The sequence below is a fragment of the Pseudomonas oplopanacis genome (genome assembly GCF_057128725.1).
In genome coordinates this window covers 45,869-64,119 of record NZ_JBSKHV010000015.1, presented here as the reverse complement: position 1 = coordinate 64,119, position 18,251 = coordinate 45,869, and the positions used below count along the sequence as shown (strand labels likewise).

Here is an 18,251-nt window from a genome sequence, read left to right as displayed (position 1 = left end):
TAAGTAGATGAAGCGCTGGGGAGTGCCGGCTACCCAGCGTTTTCCATGAAAAAACTCCAGAGCAAACCGCCTATCATGCAGATAAACCCTCATCTCTTCATACTTCCACGCACGCCCGGTCAAATAGTCTGGGATTACAAAAACCACAAACAATACGAACTGGATCTAGAGTATTCAACCCGACTTGCAGAACTTATCAGCAACCCCGACAAGTTCAGTAACAGCAACAGCATAGACATACAACTTCTTGATGCCGGAATACTCACCTCTTCAGCACCTGTCATTATTGAATGGGGCTGGGATGAACTGTCGAAAATATTCCATATCGGCACCAAGAACATCCCCTGCCAACATACACCACAAGATATTCACGAGTGGTCGAGAGAGTATCTGGACCATTGCAACGAAGTTCTGGCCACACCGGTTCCCGGCAACAGGCTTGCCGAACGCCTGGCAGGCGAACTGATTTCGCTGCCAAAACCTGCATGCCTGCCAGAAGGCACGTTGGCCAACACCCTGATCGACCGAAAAACCTGCCGCACCTTCACCGGGGACGCCCTCTCGCTTGAAGTGGTCAGCACGTTGCTCTACTTGTCGCTGGGCTACTTGCGAGAACGTGAAGACGCCATTGACGAAAACTGTGTCGAAGGATTTGGCGCCCGGCGTACCAGTCCCTCCGGCGGCGGGCTAAACGCCTGTGAAGGCTTCCTGCTTGTTCAAAATGTCAGCGGCCTGAAGCCCGGGCTCTATGCCTACCTTCCAACCGGGCATGCGCTGAGATTCGTCAACCCACTGCCCGGTTGGCCGTTGGGGCAACTTCTGTGCGGGCAGCACTTCATCAACAACCTGCCCGTGGGGCTGTTCATCACCAGCCGTTTCGACAAGCTGTGGTGGAAATATGAACACTCACGCGCGTACCGAATGGCCTACGTTGAAGCCGGGCATATCTCCCAGACCTTTCAGCTGGTGGCCACTTCGCTGGGCCTGAACACCTGGCTGACCGGAGCACTGACGGACGATCAGGTTGAAATGCTGCTGGGACTCAATGACAGTCCGGAGCAGCCCTTGTTTTTTGTCGGTTGCGGCAAGAGCAACGGGGACGTGCTGTGCAAGGAATTGAAGGCGCTGCTGAACCGTCAGGACTCGCCATCATGACCGACACGCGCCTTGAACAGGCAACGCCTCCCACTGGCTGGGCCGATCGCTTTACCCTCGGCGACTGGGATAACCGCGCCGCGGTGCGAACCAGCAAACACACCTATTTATTGCCGCCCGATATTGAACAGCAACTGGAAACCCGGCATTGGTTCCCGCCGGCCTTCCTGCCTTATTTGAATCACCTGGCCGTCAAAGACGCCGGCCCGGAGATCACTCATCGACTGTCAGCCAATCACCTGGTGTATTTCCTCGACTACACCACCTTGCTCGAACACCGCATCGTCAATCGATCGGTCGAAACCATCGTCCATGACGAGCTCGGTGTGAGCATTCCACAGCGGATGAAAAACGCTGCGCTGCAGCTCTACACCGACGAGGGCTATCACGCGCTCTTTTCCAACAGCCTCGCCGAGCAGATTGCCGAGTTCTACGGCATGTTTGATCGGCCCGTCATGCCGCAGCGAATCAGCCGGCTGCACGCCCTGCTCGAGCGCGCACCTGACCGGCACAAGCCATTGGCCTGGTTCCTCACCGGTTTTGTCTCCGAGACGATCATCGCCAAGGATCTGCTCGACATCTGTCGCGATGCGTTGGTGGACGGCGTTCAGGAAATGCTCAGGGACCACCTCGCCGACGAGGCGCGACACAGTCGCTATTTCTGCGAAGTGTTCCATTATCTGTGGCTGCACCTGACCAGCGCTCAACGCCTGTTCTGCGCCAGTCTGCTGCCGGAGCTCATCCGGGTTTTCTTTGAGGTCGATGAGCGCTGGCTGAGGACGAGCCTTCGCAGTGTCGGTCTCAGCGAGACAGCCTGCCTGGAAATCATCGAAGGACTGTCCGATGCGCAAGCCACTCTGCAACGGGCCCGTTCGGGCGCCAGCGCTACCCTGGATGCCTTGAAAAACGCCGGGTTCTTCGATCTGTCTTCTAACCGGAAACTGTTCACCCAGGCCGGGCTTCTTGATGAGTGAAGGAAACGATGCGGCCAGCGTCAAACGCCGGGCCACGGTCACGCTGTTGATGACCATGACGCTGCTGGGTGTCTTTCCCCTCGATGTCGTGCTCCCGTCCTTTCCCGATCTTGGCGATTACTTTCAGACCTCGTCGTCCGGGATTTCCCTGTCCGTCAGCGTGTTCGCCATCAGCCTGGCACTCTCCGTGATGCTGGTCGGGCCATTGTCGGATGCGTGGGGGCGCAAGAAGCTGCTGCTGGGAGGTATTGCCATCGCGGCAATTGGAGCGGTTGGCTGCGTGTTCGCCAGCGACTACCGCTGGTTTCTGGCGTTTCGCATGGTTCAGGCGATCGGCTGCGGATCATTTTCATTGTCGCAGGCACTGATCCAGGACCTGTTCGTCGGTCGTGAACGAGAGCGCATCAGAATCTGGATGGTGACGGCAGGCGGAGTATTCATTTCGATTTCGCCCCTGCTGGGAACCTGGCTGCAATCGTGCCTCGGCTGGCAAGGCAGTTTCTATGTATTCATGGCACTGGCATTTGTTGCATGGGTCGGCACCTACCGGCTGCTCAAGCAAATACCGCCAGTGCGCCGGGCTGCGCATACGGGGGTTTTTAGTGCTTATTGGCGCTTGTGTTCGGATGTTCGCTTCATGGGTTACTGGTTGATTTCAGCCCTGGCCTTCGCTTGCCATTTTTCGTTCATCGTTTCTTCGCCCATCATTTTCATGGAGCGTCTGGCGCTCTCGCCATATGAATTCGCCTGGGCGTTGCTGCTGTATGGCGTGGCTTATGTGTTCGGTGGGGTATTAGCCAGCGTGTTGCATCGATACCTGAAGGCCAACACCCAGATCATTATCGGCCTGGGCCTGATCGCCGTTTCAGGCGGGCTCATGCTGTGGCTGACTCGCCAGTTCGGTCTTTCTACGGCGACGGTGCTGATTTCGATGCTGGTTTGCACCATCGGCACCACTATCGCCAGGCCAATCGTCAACTCCAAGGCGATGAGCCTTCACCCGGAGAATGCCGGTGCCTCCACCTCGGTCGGGGCCATGCTGATTTTCATGTTCGGCGGTGTAATCAGTTCGGTGATCAATCTGACGCCCGACAACCTGACCACGACTCTGGCCCTGGGCTTCCTGATGCTGAGCGTTGCAGGACTTGGGGTGAACGCCGTGATCAACCACAAGACTGAACAGGCACTCAATACCGGGTGATACGTGCCAGTCGTCATCTCGCCCGCGCAGTCAGCACTGGATCAACGCTTGCCGGCATTCCCTCCTGACGCCAGCCGTGTAGAATCGCGACATTCATCGCCAGTCATCCCCCGGCGGGTTTATGAGCTCAAGCTGAAGCGCGCGGCGATCCCGCAAAGTTATCGGCAACTTCCGGACACACGGCCATTTCTGAGTGTTCCAGACGTCAATAGAAGCTCACTTCCCTTTTGATACCTGATTAGCCGCCCGGAGTGCTTCATGCCTGATTACCGCTCGAAAACATCCACCCACGGCCGCAACATGGCCGGCGCCCGCGCACTGTGGCGCGCCACGGGGATGAAAGATGACGACTTCAAAAAGCCGATCATCGCCATTGCCAACTCCTTCACCCAGTTCGTACCGGGCCACGTCCACCTCAAGGACCTGGGCCAACTGGTCGCCCGCGAAATCGAACGCGCCGGCGGTGTGGCAAAAGAATTCAACACCATTGCCGTGGATGACGGCATCGCCATGGGCCACGACGGCATGCTGTATTCGCTGCCGAGCCGCGAGATCATCGCCGACTCCGTCGAGTACATGGTCAACGCCCACTGCGCCGACGCCATCGTCTGCATCTCCAACTGCGACAAGATCACCCCAGGCATGCTGATGGCGTCCCTGCGCCTGAACATCCCGGTGATCTTCGTTTCCGGCGGCCCGATGGAAGCCGGCAAGACCAAACTGGCCAGCCACGGTCTCGACCTCGTCGACGCCATGGTGATCGCCGCCGACTCCAGCGCTTCTGACGAGAAAGTCGCTGAGTACGAGCGCAGCGCCTGTCCGACGTGCGGTTCGTGCTCCGGCATGTTCACCGCCAACTCGATGAACTGCCTGGTCGAAGCCCTGGGCCTGGCATTGCCGGGCAACGGTTCGACCTTGGCCACCCACAGCGACCGCGAGCAATTGTTCCTGCAAGCGGGCCGCACCATCGTCGAGCTGTGCAAGCGTTACTACACCGACAACGACGAGTCGGTATTGCCGCGCAACATCGCCAACTTCAAGGCGTTCGAAAACGCCATGACGCTGGACATCGCCATGGGCGGTTCCACCAACACCATCCTGCACCTGCTGGCCGCGGCCCAGGAAGCCGAGATCGATTTCGACCTGCGCGACATTGACCGCCTGTCCCGCCACGTGCCGCAACTGTGCAAAGTCGCGCCGAACATCCAGAAGTACCACATGGAAGACGTGCACCGTGCTGGCGGGATTTTCAGCATCCTCGGCTCGCTGGCCCGTGGCGGCCTGCTGCACACCGACCTGCCGACCGTGCACAGCAAGACCCTGGCCGAAGGCATCGCCAAGTGGGACATCACCCAGACTGACGACGAAGCCGTGCATCACTTCTTCAAGGCCGGCCCGGCAGGCATTCCGACGCAGACCGCGTTCAGCCAGTCGACCCGTTGGGAAACCCTCGACGACGACCGTGAGAACGGCTGCATCCGCAGTGTCGAGCACGCTTACTCAAAAGAAGGCGGCCTGGCCGTTCTCTACGGCAACATTGCACTGGACGGCTGTGTAGTGAAAACCGCAGGCGTCGACGAATCGATCCACGTCTTCGAAGGCAACGCGAAGATCTTCGAAAGCCAGGACAGCGCCGTACGCGGCATCCTCGCTGACGAAGTGAAGGCCGGCGACATCGTGATCATTCGTTATGAAGGCCCGAAAGGCGGCCCGGGCATGCAGGAAATGCTGTACCCGACGTCTTACCTGAAATCCAAAGGCCTGGGCAAAGCCTGCGCCCTGCTCACCGACGGTCGCTTCTCCGGCGGCACCTCAGGCCTGTCCATCGGCCACGCTTCGCCAGAAGCGGCAGCGGGCGGCGCGATTGGTCTGGTACAGGACGGCGATAAAGTGCTGATCGACATTCCGAACCGCTCGATCAACCTGCTGATCAGCGACGAAGAAATGGCCGGGCGTCGTGCCGAGCAGGATCAGAAAGGCTGGAAGCCTGTGGAAAAACGTCCACGCAAGGTGACCACCGCACTGAAAGCCTACGCCCTGCTGGCGACCAGCGCCGACAAGGGTGCCGTGCGTAACAAGGCGATGCTCGACGGGCTGTAAGCGTCAATCGCAGAAATAAAAATGCCCCGCCAAGTGCGGGGCATTTTTTTTGTCTGACCAAAACCTCCCAAACACTGTAGACCCCCTGTGGGAGCGAGCCTGCTCGCGAAAGCTGTATGTCAGAAACAGAGATGACAACTGACACACCGTCTTCGCGAGCAGGCTCGCTCCCACATTTGGATCTGTGTGGGCTTACTGGATTTCTTCCGGCTTCACGATCACCCAGTTCTTGTCCGCAGTAACCTCCAGCCCTTCCTTGGCCTGGGCCGCCGCGTTCTTGGCCATCATGCCGTTAATCTGAGTCATGTATTTGTCCTTGCGGTTAACCCACAAGTGAATGCCGCCCTTTGCCACGTCGACGCTGTGGAACAGCATGTAACCATCGCTGCTCGGGGTGTCGCCGCCGACCAGTACCGGTTTTTTCCACTCATCGATGTAGGTCAGGATTGCGGCTTGCTTGCCGGCCATCCAGGTCGCCGGGGTCCACAGGTACGGGGTCAGTTCGAGGCCGAGGTTGGCCTTCTCGTCGTACTTGCCTGCGGTGATCTGTTTACGCGCAGTGGTCAGCTCGCCGGACTTCGGATCCTTGAGCAGCAGGCTCACGCCGATGACGTTCTGCGGCTTGACGTTGTAGCCGTACTTCGGATCGGAAGCGACCATGCGCACCAGCTCTTCGGAGGCGGCGGTCATCACGTAGACCTCGATGCCGTTCTCCATCAGCTTGTTGTACAGCTCGGCCTGGCCGGTGAAGACTTTCGGCGGGTTGACGTCGAGTTTTTTGACCACGTCGCCTTCGTAATAAGTGGCCGGCACCGGTTTGCCGGACGCCATCAGCTCGTCGACATAGCCTTTGAGTTCTTTGAGGGTGAAGCCGGAGAACACTTGCGCGACCCATGGGTAACACACCATGTCGTCAATTTCGCAGAGGCGGTAGTAGTAGCTGAACAGGCTTTCCTTGTGGTCAGCGGTGTCCTTGAACGGAATCAGTTTCAGGGAAGGGTCGAGTTTGTCGCGGGTGATCAGGCCCTTGTTCTCCATGAATGGCAGCAACGACTCTTCCAGATCGTAGCGGTAACTGGTGTTGTCCATGTCGAACACCGCGTAGTTACCTTTGTTGGCGTTAGCGGCAATCATTGCGTCCAGCGCCTTGGCCTGATCGGCCGGCCAGTGTTTCAAGTCGGTGGCGAATGCCTGGCCCGCAAGGCCCAGGCAAATGGCTGCAGCCAGTATTTTTGGTATGAATTTCATCGACCTGCTTCTCCTTATTAAAAGTCCCTGAATTTGGAAGACATCCACGCTAACAAATAAGTGTGACAGTCCTCGTCTGTCAGCGACCGCTACCGTACCCATCGCGCCAGCTGCATTCCTGACAGCGACACCGGCTTATTCCAAAAACGACAGCTCACCTCTGATTTTGATATTAATTCATTAGATATCAAGCTGTTAGGCTTGCCGGTTCGCGGCTGCCCCGGAAGGTAGCTGGCACATGTCTGATCGGAGTTTTTATGAATCTGCCGCTGATCCTCAATCTGCTGGTGTTCCTTGCCCTGCTGTTCGGCCTGGCACAAACCCGCCACACCACTTGGAGCCTGGCGAAAAAAGTCCTGCTTGCGCTGGTGTTGGGCGTGGTGTTTGGTGTGGCGCTGCACACCGTTTATGGCGCCGGCAATCCGGTCTTGAAAGCCTCGATCGGCTGGTTCGATCTGGTGGGCAATGGTTACGTGCAGTTGCTGCAAATGATCGTGATCCCGTTGGTGTTCGCCTCGATCCTCAGCGCAGTGGCCCGTCTGCACAACGCGTCGTCATTGGGCAAGATCAGCTTCCTGACCATTGGCACGCTGCTGTTCACCACCGCCATCGCGGCGTTGATCGGCATCGGTTTGACCAATCTGTTTGGCCTGACCGCCGAAGGCCTGATCGCCGGCACGCAAGAAATGGCGCGCCTGCAAACCATCCAGACCGACTACGCCGGCAAGGTGGCGGACCTGAACGTGCCGCAGCTGTTGCTCTCGTTCATCCCGCAAAACCCGTTTGCCGATCTGGCGCGCGCCAAACCGACCTCGATCATCAGCGTGGTGATTTTTGCGGCGTTCCTCGGCGTCGCCGCCCTGCAATTGCTGAAGGATGACGTCGAGAAAGGGCAGAAAGTGATCAATGCCATCGACACCCTGCAAGCCTGGGTGATGCGTCTGGTGCGCCTGGTGATGAAGCTGACCCCGTACGGCGTGCTGGCGCTGATGACCAAAGTGGTCGCCGGTTCCAACCTGCAAGACATCATCAAGCTCGGCAGTTTTGTCGTGGTGTCCTACATCGGCCTGGGTCTGATGTTTGTGGTGCATGGCCTGCTGGTGTCGGCAGCCGGGATCAACCCGCTGCGGTTCTTCCGCAAAGTCTGGCCGGTGCTGACGTTTGCGTTCACCAGCCGCTCGAGCGCGGCAACGATTCCATTGAGTATCGAAGCGCAGACTCGCCGCTTGGGTATTCCCCAGTCCATCGCCAGCTTCGCCGCGTCGTTTGGCGCGACCATTGGCCAGAACGGCTGTGCCGGCCTGTACCCGGCGATGTTGGCGGTGATGGTCGCACCGACCGTGGGCATCAACCCGCTGGACCCGCTGTGGATCGCGACGTTGGTGGCGATTGTGACGCTGAGTTCGGCCGGTGTGGCGGGTGTGGGCGGTGGTGCGACGTTTGCCGCGCTGATCGTGTTGCCGGCGATGGGTTTGCCGGTGTCACTGGTGGCGTTGTTGATTTCGGTCGAGCCGCTGATTGATATGGGGCGCACAGCGCTGAACGTCAGTGGGTCGATGACGGCGGGGGCGATTACCAGCCAGATCATGCAGCAGACGGATAAAGAATTGCTGGATGCGGATGAGCATTCTGAGCTGGCTCACGCTTAGGTAGCGCCAGTTAGACCGCTTTCGCGAGCAGGCTCGCTCCCACAGGGTTCGGCGGCGTTCACACATGTGAGTCTCACCTCAAAACCACTGTGGGAGCGAGCCTGCTCGCGAAGCTCTTAGGCTTTTTCCCAGACTTCGAAGTTGTACGCAGGCTTGTCGCCTTCAGCTGGATTCGGGGTGTTGGACACCAGTTTCCACTGGCCCAGATCAAACTCCGGAAACCACGCATCCCCTTCCGGGCTCAGCGCCACGCGGGTCAGATACAACCGATCCGCCTGGGCCATCCCCTGCGCATACAACTGCGCGCCGCCAATCAGCATCAGCTCATCGACGCCCTGCTCCTTCGCCCATGCTTCGGCGCGAACCACCGCGGCTTCCAGCGACGGATAAACCTCGGCGCCTTCCAGCACCAGATCCGCCTGACGGCTGACCACGATGTTCAACCGGCCCGGCAGCGGCCGACCGAGGGAATCCCAGGTCTTGCGACCCATGATGATCGGCTTGCCCAAGGTGGTGGCCTTGAAGTATTTGAAGTCCCCCGGCAGGTGCCAGGGCATGCTGTTGTCGACGCCGATCACGCGGTTTTCACCGAGGGCTGCGATCAGGCTGAGGGGGAGTGATTTAGTCATGCCCGCGAGGATACCAGAGCCATCCGTACCCCGATAAGCGCCACAGCGGTTATGCTCACAGCTCAATGGAGCGATGGGATCGCGCGTGACTGAACTGACTGGACTGCAAACTCTCTGGCTGACCGAAACCGTGCGCCTGCGTGAAGAACATGCCGGCCCGCTGGAAGACATGGAAGCCAACCGACTGGCCCGCAGCGCTGGCGGTGACTTGCCGACACGGATTCAACGGCGGGCCGTGTGGCTGGCCGAACGCGATGGTTTGGCCAACGCCCTGCAACACTGGCTGCAAGGTGCGCGACTGGCGCTGATCGTGATGGCGGTGCTGGCCGTGATCAGCGGTGCAGGCCTGGCCTTCGCCGCGATGGGCGACGGGCAAACCCCGGTGAATGTGTTCTGGGCCTTGGGCAGTCTGCTCGGGCTGAACCTGATTCTGTTGATCAGCTGGGCGCTGGGCCTGGTCTTCGCCGGCGAACACGGCGCCACCCTCGGGCGCTTATGGTTGTGGCTCAGCGAAAAACTCGCGCGCGATGCCAAAGCTGCGCAACTGGCCCCGGCCCTGTTGCTGCTGTTGCAACGACACAAACTCAATCGCTGGGCGGTCGGCACGCTGGTCAACGGCTTGTGGCTGCTGGCGATGCTCAGCGCCCTGGTGATTCTGCTGACGCTGATGGCGACCCGGCGCTACGGTTTCGTTTGGGAAACCACCATTCTGAGCGCCGACACATTCGTCGCCATGACCCAGGCCCTCGGTGCGCTGCCGGCCCTGCTCGGCTTGAGCGTGCCCACCGTGGAAATGATCCGCGCCAGCGGCGATGCCGCGCTGAACATCGAAAGCGCTCGGCAGGCCTGGGCCGCGTGGCTGGTCGGTGTCCTGTTGATCTACGGGGTGTTGCCGCGCTTGCTGCTGATGCTGTTTTGCCGGTGGCGCTGGAAAACCGGCCAGGCAAAACTGCATCTGGACCTGAACCTGCCCGGCTATGCCCAATTGCGCGAGCGCTTGATGCCCACCAGCGAACGCCTGGGCATCAGTGATGCGGCACCGGCGCAACTGCATCGCGTCGAAAGCGGCGTCACCGACCAGCAAAGCGACGGCGCCCTGTTGGTCGCCATCGAACTCGATGACCAACGCCCGTGGCCACCGCAACTGCCGAAAACCGTGGGCAATGCCGGGATTCTCGACAGCCGTGAATCGCGCCACCGTCTCCTCGAACAATTGAGCCGCTTTCCGCCCGCACGCCTTCTAATCGCCTGCGACCCACGGCGCTCGCCGGACCGTGGCAGCCTGGCGCTGATCGCCGAACTGGCGCGCAATGCCGCCGCCACCCGCGTCTGGCTGCTGCAAGCGCCGCCCGGCGAAGCGCTGGACGCCGAACGCTTGGGCGACTGGCACATCGCATTGCAGCAACTGGAGTTGCCGTTCGCCGATTGCGCGCCGATGAACTGGCTGGAGACCGGTCATGAGTAACGCCTGGAAGGCCCCGTTGAAACTCGCTGTGGTCGGCCATACCAACGTCGGCAAAACCTCATTGCTGCGCACCCTGACCCGTGATGTCGGCTTCGGCGAAGTGTCCCATCGTCCCAGCACCACGCGCCATGTCGAAGGCGCGAGGTTGTCGGTGGACGGTGAGCCGTTGCTCGATCTCTACGACACCCCCGGTCTGGAAGACGCCATCGCCCTGCTCGACTACCTCGAACGCCTGGAACGTCCCGGCGAACGCCTCGACGGCCCGGCCCGCTTGGCGCGATTCCTTGAGGGCAGCGAAGCGCGGCAGCGCTTTGAGCAGGAAGCCAAAGTGTTGCGCCAACTGCTCACCTGCGATGCCGGCCTCTACGTGATCGACGCCCGCGAACCGGTGCTGGCCAAGTACCGTGACGAACTGGAAGTGTTGGCCAGTTGCGGAAAGCCGCTGTTGCCGGTGCTGAATTTCGTCAGCAGTGCCAACCACCGCGAGCCGGATTGGCGCGAAGCATTGGCGCGTCTGGGCTTGCACGCATTGGTGCGTTTCGACAGCGTCGCGCCGCCTGAGGATGGCGAACGTCGTCTGTATGAAAGCCTCGCGCTGCTCCTGGAAAATTCCCGTGAACAGCTTGAACGCTTGATCGCCGATCAACAGGCCCAGCGTCTCGCCCGTCAGCAAAGTGCGGTCCGGTTGATTGCCGAATTGCTGATTGATTGCGCGGCCTGCCGACGCAGTGTCGCCAGCGACGCGGAGCAGGAACGGCACGCCATCAGCGAACTGCACAAAGCCGTGCGTCAGCGCGAGCAACGCTGCGTTGAAGCGCTGCTCAAGCTTTACGCGTTTCGCCCACAGGATGCAGCGGCCAGTGACTTGCCGCTGCTCGATGGCCGTTGGGGCGATGATTTGTTTAACCCGGAAACCCTGAAGCAGCTCGGAGTACGGGTCGGCAGCGGGATCGCGGCCGGCGCGGCAGCCGGGGCCGGGGTCGATTTGCTGGTGGGCGGCCTGACCCTGGGTGCGGCAGCATTGGCCGGTGCGATTGCCGGTGGCGCACTGCAAACCGCGCGCAGTTATGGCAGCCGGTTAATCGGCAAGATCAAAGGCCAGCGAGAACTGACCATCGATGACAGCGTGCTGCGGTTGTTGGCGTTGCGTCAGCGTCAGTTGTTGCAGGCGCTGAACGCACGCGGGCATGCGGCAATGGACAGCATTCAGGTCGCTACGCCTCAGGACAAAACGTGGCGCGAAGGCAAGCTGCCCGAGGCACTGAACAAGGCTCGGGCGCATCCGCAGTGGTCGTCGCTGAATCCGCAGGCGAAGTTGAATCAGGCGGAAAGGCAGGAGCAGGTTGAGGTGTTGGCGCAGCAGCTTTAAGCCTTGATGCTTGTGGTGTTTGGACCGGCCCCTTCGCGAGCAGGCTCGCTCCCACATTGGAATGCGTTCCCCTGTGGGAGCGAGCCTGCTCGCGATGGAAGCGACTCGGTCTGAAGCGTTGATCACCACCACCCAACCCTCAAAAACTCGCGCACCAACGCACTGACCCGGTTTCGATCCGTGCGATCCGCCCGGCCATCATTGTCCACGTCAGTACTCAACACCACCTCGTACGCCCCGTCGTTATCCAGGTCGTGAACCGCCGCCTTATAGGCAATCTGCACCCCGTCATGAAAGTGCAGCCGCACCGTTTCCGGGGTGCCATCGGCGCTGGGGTTTTGCGAGAAGATTCGCAGGTGCCGCGTCTCATCGTCGCCGGCGTTGTACCAGGCACATTTCAAATAGGTGGTGCCCAGACGCTTCAGCTTATGCAGGTCCGCTTGCGTGGCTTCGCGCTGCAGCTGTTCATCTTCATAAAAGCGAAAGTACAGCGTATCGGGCTGGCCGTTAGCGCTTTGATCCTGTGCGATGACTTTTAGATAACGCATCCATGCGCTCCGGTCGAAAAGCTCAGCCTGGACCTGTTCGGTCCTACAGACCATGCGCCCGTTCTCTATCGCACGTGGGACAAGTCAACTCATTGCGCGGGATAACAGACCGGCAGCCTTGCCCTTCAAAATGTGGAGGTCGATCACCGGAACCCGCATCTCTTTCGCCAATTCGTCCCACTGGCGCATGCGCAAACTGACCTCGCACAGAGGGTCCTGCTCGAAGGCTTCAGCCTCGGCCGGTGTCATTACCCCACCCTGATATTCCAGGGTGCGGCGGCTGGCTTCGCTCAAGCGCTCGTAGTACCCAGGCTCTTTGAGCGTCAGATAACGCTTGGCCTGTACGTGGTATTCCACCAGTCGCGCCATGCGTTCGCCGAAACCGGCGCGGCGCAGGTAATCGGCACCCAGTCGTTCGTGGCTGACCACGCCGAAGCCGCCCATGTTCTCGGCGCTTTCGACACAGATGTGTCCGATGTCGTGAAAAAACGCAGCCAACACCACTTCATCATCGAAGCCTTCGGCCATCGCCAGTTGCGCGGCCTGGGACATGTGCTCGATCTGTGACACCGGTTCTCCGATGTAATCGCTGTCGCCAAAGCGTTCGTACAGACCGAACACTTCGGCAATCACCTGTTCGTGGTTACTCATCAATGTTCTCCCAACAAAGTCGCCACATTACGTTCAGCCATCGCTGGCCCGACGCTCATACCGACGCCGGTATGCATCAGCGCCACGCTCAATCCCGGTGCCGGTCGCAGGAACGAAAAGGGCCCCGGCCCCCGTGAACCATAGACACCCTGCCAGCGTTCGACCACTTGCACCTTGCAGCCCAGCGTCTGCTCGGCCAGTTCGATCATCCAGTCGTCCACTTGCTCGGCGTTGAACGGCGACGGATCGCTGCCGTAGTGGTGGGAGTCGCCGATGATCAATTCGCCGTAAGGCGTCGGGCTGATCAGCAGATGGATGCCGTTGTCATGCAGGTGCGGCTCGTCGCGCAGAATTTGCGCCTGCACCGCCGCGGCTTCCGGCAGATCGGCAAAGGCGCCGTAGTGCACGCAACTCAAACCGGTGAGCAACGCGTGTTGCAGGTTGAGGTTGATCTGCGGGCGGGCGCGAAGCATTTGCAGGCGACATATTTGCGGGTTAAGTGCGGCAATCGGCTCGGCCAGCAACGTCTGATAATCGTGGCCGGAACAGACGATGATCTGCTCGGCACTGAAGGTGCCGGCGGTGCTGTGCAAGCGGCCCGGTTCGATGTCGCGGACCAGGGTGGAAAAGTGAAAGGTCACCCCGAGTTCGCGGCGCAAGTAGTCGATCAGCGCCGGAATGGCTTCGCGGGAATACAGCTGCTGATCGTCCATCCCGTGCAACGCGGCGCGGTGATGGGTGAACTGGCCACGGTACAGATCACGCAACGCAGCGCCGCGCAGCAGTTCGACGCGGTAACCGTGTTCCACGGCGCGACCGGCGCAGAATGCTTCCAGCAGCTGTTCTTCGGCTTCGGTGCGGGCGAACAGGTAAGAACCGTTGCGCTTGAGTTGCAGGCCGGCGAGTTGTGCCCATTGGCCCCAGATCTCGCGGCTGGCCTTGGCCAGTTCGAGCATCGGGCCCGGTGGCTGGCCGGTGACGAGGGCCTGGCCGAAGTTGCGCACCGAGGCGCCCAAAGGCGTTTCGCTGCGTTCGAAAACGGTGACTTTCAGACCGCGTCGGGCGGCGGCATAGGCGTGGGACAGGCCGAGGATGCCGGCGCCGACGATCAGCAGGTCGTTGTGGTGTGTCATTGAGTTTTTGCTCTGAATTCGAGACCGCTTTCGCGAGCAGGCTCGCTCCCACATTTGATCGGGGATAACCCCAAACCTCCATCCACTGGAGATCTACTGTGGGAGCGAGCCTGCTCGCGAAGAGGCCCTGTCAGCCGATGAAGATCTTACTTGGCAACCACTTTCTCGGACTTGCCGTCATAGCGCTTGCGCCATTCGGTCAGGATTTCATCGCGATTTTTGGAAGCCCAGGCAAAGTCGTTCTTGATCAAACGCTGCTCATAGTCGGCAGGCAATTCGGTCTGCGGCTTGGCGATACCAGGCTGAGCCAGCACAGCGAAGTTCTCTTTGTAGAGCTCCATCGCCGCCGGGCTTGCCGAGAAGTCCGCCAGTTTCTTTGCCGCCTCTTCGTGCGGTGTGCCCTTGATCACGGCGGTCGCTTCGATCTCCCAGCCCAGGCCTTCTTTCGGCAGGATGATGTCCAGCGGCGCGCCCTGGCGCTTCAGCTGAACGGCTGGGTACTCAAAGGAAATACCGATCGGGAATTCGCCGGCAGCCGCCAGTTTGCAAGGCTTGGAGCCGGAGTGAACGTACTGGCCGATGTTCTGGTGCAGGTCGTCCATGTACTGCCAGCCCTGCTTCTCGCCGAAGGTTTGCAGCCAGGCGCTGACGTCAAGGAAACCGGTGCCGGACGACGCCGGGTTGGGCATCACGATTTTGCCTTTGTACTCAGGCTTGGTCAGGTCTTGCCAGCTCACAGGCTTGGTCAGGCCCTGCTTCTCGGCTTCGACGGTGTTGAAGCAAATGGTCGCGGCCCAGACGTCCATGCCGACCCAGGCTGGCGGGTTGGCGGCGTCGCGATAGTTACCGCCGATTTTGCCCAAATCTTTGGGCGCGTAGCTTTGCAGCATGCCTTGTTGATCGAGGATCGCCAGGCTCGAAGCGGCCAGGCCCCAGACAGCGTCAGCCTGCGGGCGGGCTTTTTCGGCCAGCAACTTGGCGGTGATGATGCCGGTGGAATCACGTACCCACTTGATCTCGACGTCCGGATTGGTCTTTTCGAAAGCGGCCTTGTAAGCGGTCAGCTGTTCGGCTTCGAGGGCGGTGTACACCGTCAACTCGGTTTTCGCCGCGAAGGCGTTCAGGCTGAAGGCGGAGAGAACAGCAGCGGCCAGGGCCAGGGGCTTGAACATGTCGTTTTACCTTTTGTTTACCGGCAGTTGAGTTGAGGGTGTGAATCAGTGGCCAGGCGCGGTCTGCCGCCAGGCTTGGGAGCGACGCAGCAAACCGCGCGAGGCCCAGGCCAGCAGCAGGGACACGCCCGCCGAGGTGAACAGAATCAGGGTCGACATCGCCGCCGCGCCGCCAACATTGCCGGCGTCGTCCATGTTCAGCACCGCCACCGCCGCGAGGATGGTGTCGGGGCTATAGAGGAAGATCGCCGCCGAGACGGTGGTCATGGCCGAGACGAACAGGTAGCGCACGATGTCCAGCAGCGCCGGCAGGCAGATCGGCACGGTGACGCGCAGGTAATGCCGATACAACGGTGCCTTGAGCGACAGCGCGGCGGCTTCGAACTCGGCGTCGAGCTGACGCAGCGCGGTGGTGGCGGTCATTTGCGCAGTGGTCAAATAGTGAGCAATGGTGCAGACCACCAGCAGGGTCATGGTCCCGTAGAGCACATGCAACGGGTTGCCGGTGAGGTTGAAGAAGAAGACGTAACCCAGGCCCAGCACCAGCCCCGGCACGGCCATCGGTACGAAACTGAGCATGCGCAAGGTCAGGTTCAATCCGCGCTGGCCCTTGGTTTTTTCCATCAGGTAAGCGCCGGTAAAAATCAGCACGCTGCCGATCAACGCCGTGCACAACGCCATCTTCACGCTGTTGCCATAGGCCAGCCAGCCGCCGCCCGCCGTGTCGTTGAACTGGTAGTGGTTGAGCGAGAGCGACAGGTTGTACGGCCAGAATTTGACCAGCGAAGAGAAGATCGCCATGCCGAACACCAGCAGCAACGCCGCGCTGATCAGCAACACGATGCCCAGGTAGCAGCCGTCGCGCAGTGTCGAGGGTGCAGGTTTGAAGACTTGCGCACGCCCGCTCATGGAGTCGCCGTGACGTCGACGCAACCACGCATCGACGCCGAAGCTGAACAGTGCCGGCAACAGCAGAACCATGCCGATCAACGCGCCGCGGCCGAATTGTTGCTGGCCGACTACGGCTTTGTAAGCTTCCAGCGCCAGAACCTGGTAGTCGCCACCGACCACCACGGGCACGCCGAAGTCGGTGATGGTCAACGTGAAGACCAGGCAGAACGCGGCGAACACGGCCTGACGCGTCGCCGGCCAAGTAATGCTGCGGAAGGCTTTCGCCGGGCTCGCGCCCATGCTGGAGGCGGCATCGAACAGTCGCGCATCCGCCAGGGACAGCGCCGACAGCAGAATCATCAAGGCGTGTGGAAAGGTGTAGATCACCTCGCCGAGCACAATGCCCCAGAAGCCGTAGATATTGTCCGAGAGCAGGCCGCGCAACATGCCCTGATTGCCGAACAGATACACCAGCGCTATCCCCGGCAGCATCGACGGCGCCATCAATGGCAGCAGCGAAATTGCGCGCCAGATGCCTTTGCCGGGAATCAATGTGCGTTGCAGGGCGTAGGCAAACAGATAGGCCAGCGGTACGACAATCGCCGCGACGCTGAGGGAAACCTTGAGACTGTTACCCAACAGCCAGTGGAAATTCTCGCTGGTGACCAACTCCCGTGCAGCCACCAGGCCACCGCCCTGCCCGGCTTCGGAGCTGAAGCCGCGCCAGAAGATCGCCAGCAACGGCATCAACACGGCGACGCCGAGCAATACCAGCAACAGGAGTTTGCCGCCGACCACGAACACCCGGTCGCCGATTTCGGCACGGGAGGTCTGCCGAACCTGCTTGTGCGGTATCGGCAGCGCGATGTTCGCGCTCATCAGGCAAACACCTGCAGGCTGCGCGGCGGCAAGGCGACCATGATCTGCTGGGCGCCAAGGCGCGGCATGGCTTCCGGCGCCAGTTCGGCCAGCAATGGGTGACCTGGCAGCTGATCGAGTTCGAAACTCATGCGGCAGCGGTTGCCGAGGAACGTAATCTCGCGAACCTTGGCCGGGAACAGGTTTTCTTCATGCACCAGCGGGTTGACGTTGATTGCCTCCGGGCGGCAGAACAAACGGCCCGATGCGGTTTTCGCGCTGCCATCGGCCAGGCGCATGTTCAGCCCGCCGACCTGGGCGTGGCTGTCGCTGCTGCGGCGGAACGGCAGCCAGTTGCCCTGGCCGACGAACTCCGCCACAAACGGCGTGGCCGGACGGTCGTAGATTTCCTGCGGCGTGGCGTACTGCTCGACCTTGCCGTTGTTCATCACGGCGATGCGGTCGGCCATCAGCATGGCCTCGTCCTGATTGTGCGTGACCATCAGGGTGGTGATGCCGAGGTTGCGCTGCAATTGGCGCAGTTCGGTGCACAGATGCTCGCGAACCCGGGCGTCGAGCGCCGACATCGGTTCGTCCAGCAACAATAATGAAGGCGCCGGCGCCAGAGCCCGAGCCAGGGCAACGCGCTGCTGTTGGCCGCCGGACAATTGGCCGGGGTACTTTTTCTCACTGCCGATCAGGCCAACCAGTTCCAGCATCTGACCGACACGCTTGCGCACTTCATCGCGACCACTGCCGGCGAGGCCGTAGGCAATGTTCGCTTCGACGGTGAGATTGGGGAACAGCGCGTAGGACTGGAACAGAATGCCGTAGTCCCGCGCCTGGGGTGCCAGGTGGGAAACGTCGCGATCACCGAGATACAACTCGCCGCTGTCCTGTTTTTCCAGGCCGGCGATGCAGCGCAACAGAGTGGTTTTGCCACACCCCGATGGGCCCAACAGACACACCAGTTCACCGGCCGCCACGTCGAGGGAAACGTTATCCAGCGCGGTGAAGGCGCCAAAGCGTTTCTGCACGCCGCGCACCTTCATCGGGGCGCCGGGGTTGGTCAGGGCAGTTGCGATCGAGTGGTTCATGGACAGGCCTCATCAAGCAGATGAAGGCCATCCTAGGGATGTAATGCGTCCGTCATATGGCAGTGAGGCAAAAATGGCTGATAGTGGTATTCAGGGATTTGGGTTGCCCGG

Annotated in this window: 15 protein-coding genes; 7 read left to right on the top strand and 8 right to left on the bottom strand. The window is 60.6% G+C overall.

All coding sequences use genetic code 11. The features are described from left to right. Positions 1 to 75: 75 nt before the first annotated feature. From ACWKV5_RS24540 to ilvD, 4 genes are all read left to right on the top strand, one after another. Positions 76 to 1,155: a SagB family peptide dehydrogenase gene (locus ACWKV5_RS24540; RefSeq protein ID WP_483843426.1), complete on the top strand. Its 1,080-nt coding sequence runs from the start codon at positions 76 to 78 to the stop codon at positions 1,153 to 1,155. After that, complete coding sequence (locus tag ACWKV5_RS24535) at positions 1,152 to 2,129, top strand: diiron oxygenase (RefSeq protein ID WP_483843364.1); 978 nt, start codon at positions 1,152 to 1,154, stop codon at positions 2,127 to 2,129. The genes ACWKV5_RS24540 and ACWKV5_RS24535 overlap by 4 nt, the downstream gene beginning before the upstream one ends. Then, complete coding sequence (locus ACWKV5_RS24530; RefSeq protein WP_483843363.1) at positions 2,122 to 3,330, top strand: MFS transporter; 1,209 nt, start codon at positions 2,122 to 2,124, stop codon at positions 3,328 to 3,330. Before ACWKV5_RS24535 ends, ACWKV5_RS24530 begins: the two co-directional genes overlap by 8 nt. 258 nt (positions 3,331 to 3,588) lie before the next feature. Continuing rightward, the gene (gene ilvD, locus ACWKV5_RS24525; RefSeq protein ID WP_214379546.1) at positions 3,589 to 5,430 is read left to right on the top strand and encodes a dihydroxy-acid dehydratase; all 1,842 of its coding nucleotides are present in this window, start codon (positions 3,589 to 3,591) and stop codon (positions 5,428 to 5,430) included. 192 nt (positions 5,431 to 5,622) lie between these two features. Here ilvD and ACWKV5_RS24520 read toward each other — a convergent pair whose 3' ends face one another. Next, complete coding sequence (locus tag ACWKV5_RS24520) at positions 5,623 to 6,678, bottom strand: HAD family hydrolase (protein WP_483843362.1); 1,056 nt, start codon at positions 6,676 to 6,678, stop codon at positions 5,623 to 5,625. A gap of 257 nt (positions 6,679 to 6,935) precedes the next feature. Here ACWKV5_RS24520 and ACWKV5_RS24515 point away from each other — a divergent pair, with 257 nt between their 5' ends. After that, positions 6,936 to 8,327: an L-cystine transporter gene (locus tag ACWKV5_RS24515; RefSeq protein ID WP_483843361.1), complete on the top strand. Its 1,392-nt coding sequence runs from the start codon at positions 6,936 to 6,938 to the stop codon at positions 8,325 to 8,327. Positions 8,328 to 8,443: 116 nt separating this feature from the next. Here the strand turns inward: ACWKV5_RS24515 and ACWKV5_RS24510 are convergent, their stop codons facing one another. Next, complete coding sequence (locus ACWKV5_RS24510) at positions 8,444 to 8,956, bottom strand: dihydrofolate reductase (RefSeq protein WP_483843360.1); 513 nt, start codon at positions 8,954 to 8,956, stop codon at positions 8,444 to 8,446. Positions 8,957 to 9,041: 85 nt separating this feature from the next. Here ACWKV5_RS24510 and ACWKV5_RS24505 point away from each other — a divergent pair, with 85 nt between their 5' ends. After that, positions 9,042 to 10,421 carry a DUF2868 domain-containing protein gene (locus ACWKV5_RS24505; RefSeq protein WP_483843359.1) on the top strand — a complete coding sequence of 460 codons (1,380 nt, stop codon included), beginning with the start codon at positions 9,042 to 9,044 and terminating at the stop codon, positions 10,419 to 10,421. After that, positions 10,414 to 11,790, top strand: coding sequence for a GTPase/DUF3482 domain-containing protein (locus ACWKV5_RS24500; RefSeq protein ID WP_483843358.1), 1,377 nt, complete (start codon positions 10,414 to 10,416; stop codon positions 11,788 to 11,790). Before ACWKV5_RS24505 ends, ACWKV5_RS24500 begins: the two co-directional genes overlap by 8 nt. A gap of 122 nt (positions 11,791 to 11,912) precedes the next feature. Here the strand turns inward: ACWKV5_RS24500 and ACWKV5_RS24495 are convergent, their stop codons facing one another. From ACWKV5_RS24495 to ACWKV5_RS24470, 6 genes are all read right to left on the bottom strand, one after another. After that, positions 11,913 to 12,338, bottom strand: coding sequence for a hypothetical protein (locus ACWKV5_RS24495; RefSeq protein ID WP_483843357.1), 426 nt, complete (start codon positions 12,336 to 12,338; stop codon positions 11,913 to 11,915). An 84-nt stretch (positions 12,339 to 12,422) separates the two neighbouring features. Then, a complete protein-coding gene (locus ACWKV5_RS24490) occupies positions 12,423 to 12,989 on the bottom strand; it encodes a phosphonate degradation HD-domain oxygenase (RefSeq protein ID WP_483843356.1) in 567 nt (188 codons plus the stop codon). Further along, positions 12,989 to 14,122 (bottom strand): TIGR03364 family FAD-dependent oxidoreductase, encoded by a 1,134-nt coding sequence (locus tag ACWKV5_RS24485; RefSeq protein WP_483843355.1) that lies wholly within the window; start codon positions 14,120 to 14,122, stop codon positions 12,989 to 12,991. The genes ACWKV5_RS24490 and ACWKV5_RS24485 overlap by 1 nt, the downstream gene beginning before the upstream one ends. A 146-nt stretch (positions 14,123 to 14,268) precedes the next feature. Beyond that, the gene (locus ACWKV5_RS24480; protein WP_483843354.1) at positions 14,269 to 15,294 is read right to left on the bottom strand and encodes a putative 2-aminoethylphosphonate ABC transporter substrate-binding protein; all 1,026 of its coding nucleotides are present in this window, start codon (positions 15,292 to 15,294) and stop codon (positions 14,269 to 14,271) included. A gap of 45 nt (positions 15,295 to 15,339) precedes the next feature. Beyond that, on the bottom strand, positions 15,340 to 17,064 hold the full coding sequence (locus tag ACWKV5_RS24475; protein WP_483843353.1) for a putative 2-aminoethylphosphonate ABC transporter permease subunit: 1,725 nt from the start codon (positions 17,062 to 17,064) through the stop codon (positions 15,340 to 15,342). Next, entirely contained in the window at positions 17,064 to 18,140 is a 1,077-nt protein-coding gene (locus ACWKV5_RS24470; protein ID WP_194940457.1) for a putative 2-aminoethylphosphonate ABC transporter ATP-binding protein, read from the bottom strand. The genes ACWKV5_RS24475 and ACWKV5_RS24470 overlap by 1 nt, the downstream gene beginning before the upstream one ends. Between the last annotated feature and the right edge of the window lie 111 nt (positions 18,141 to 18,251).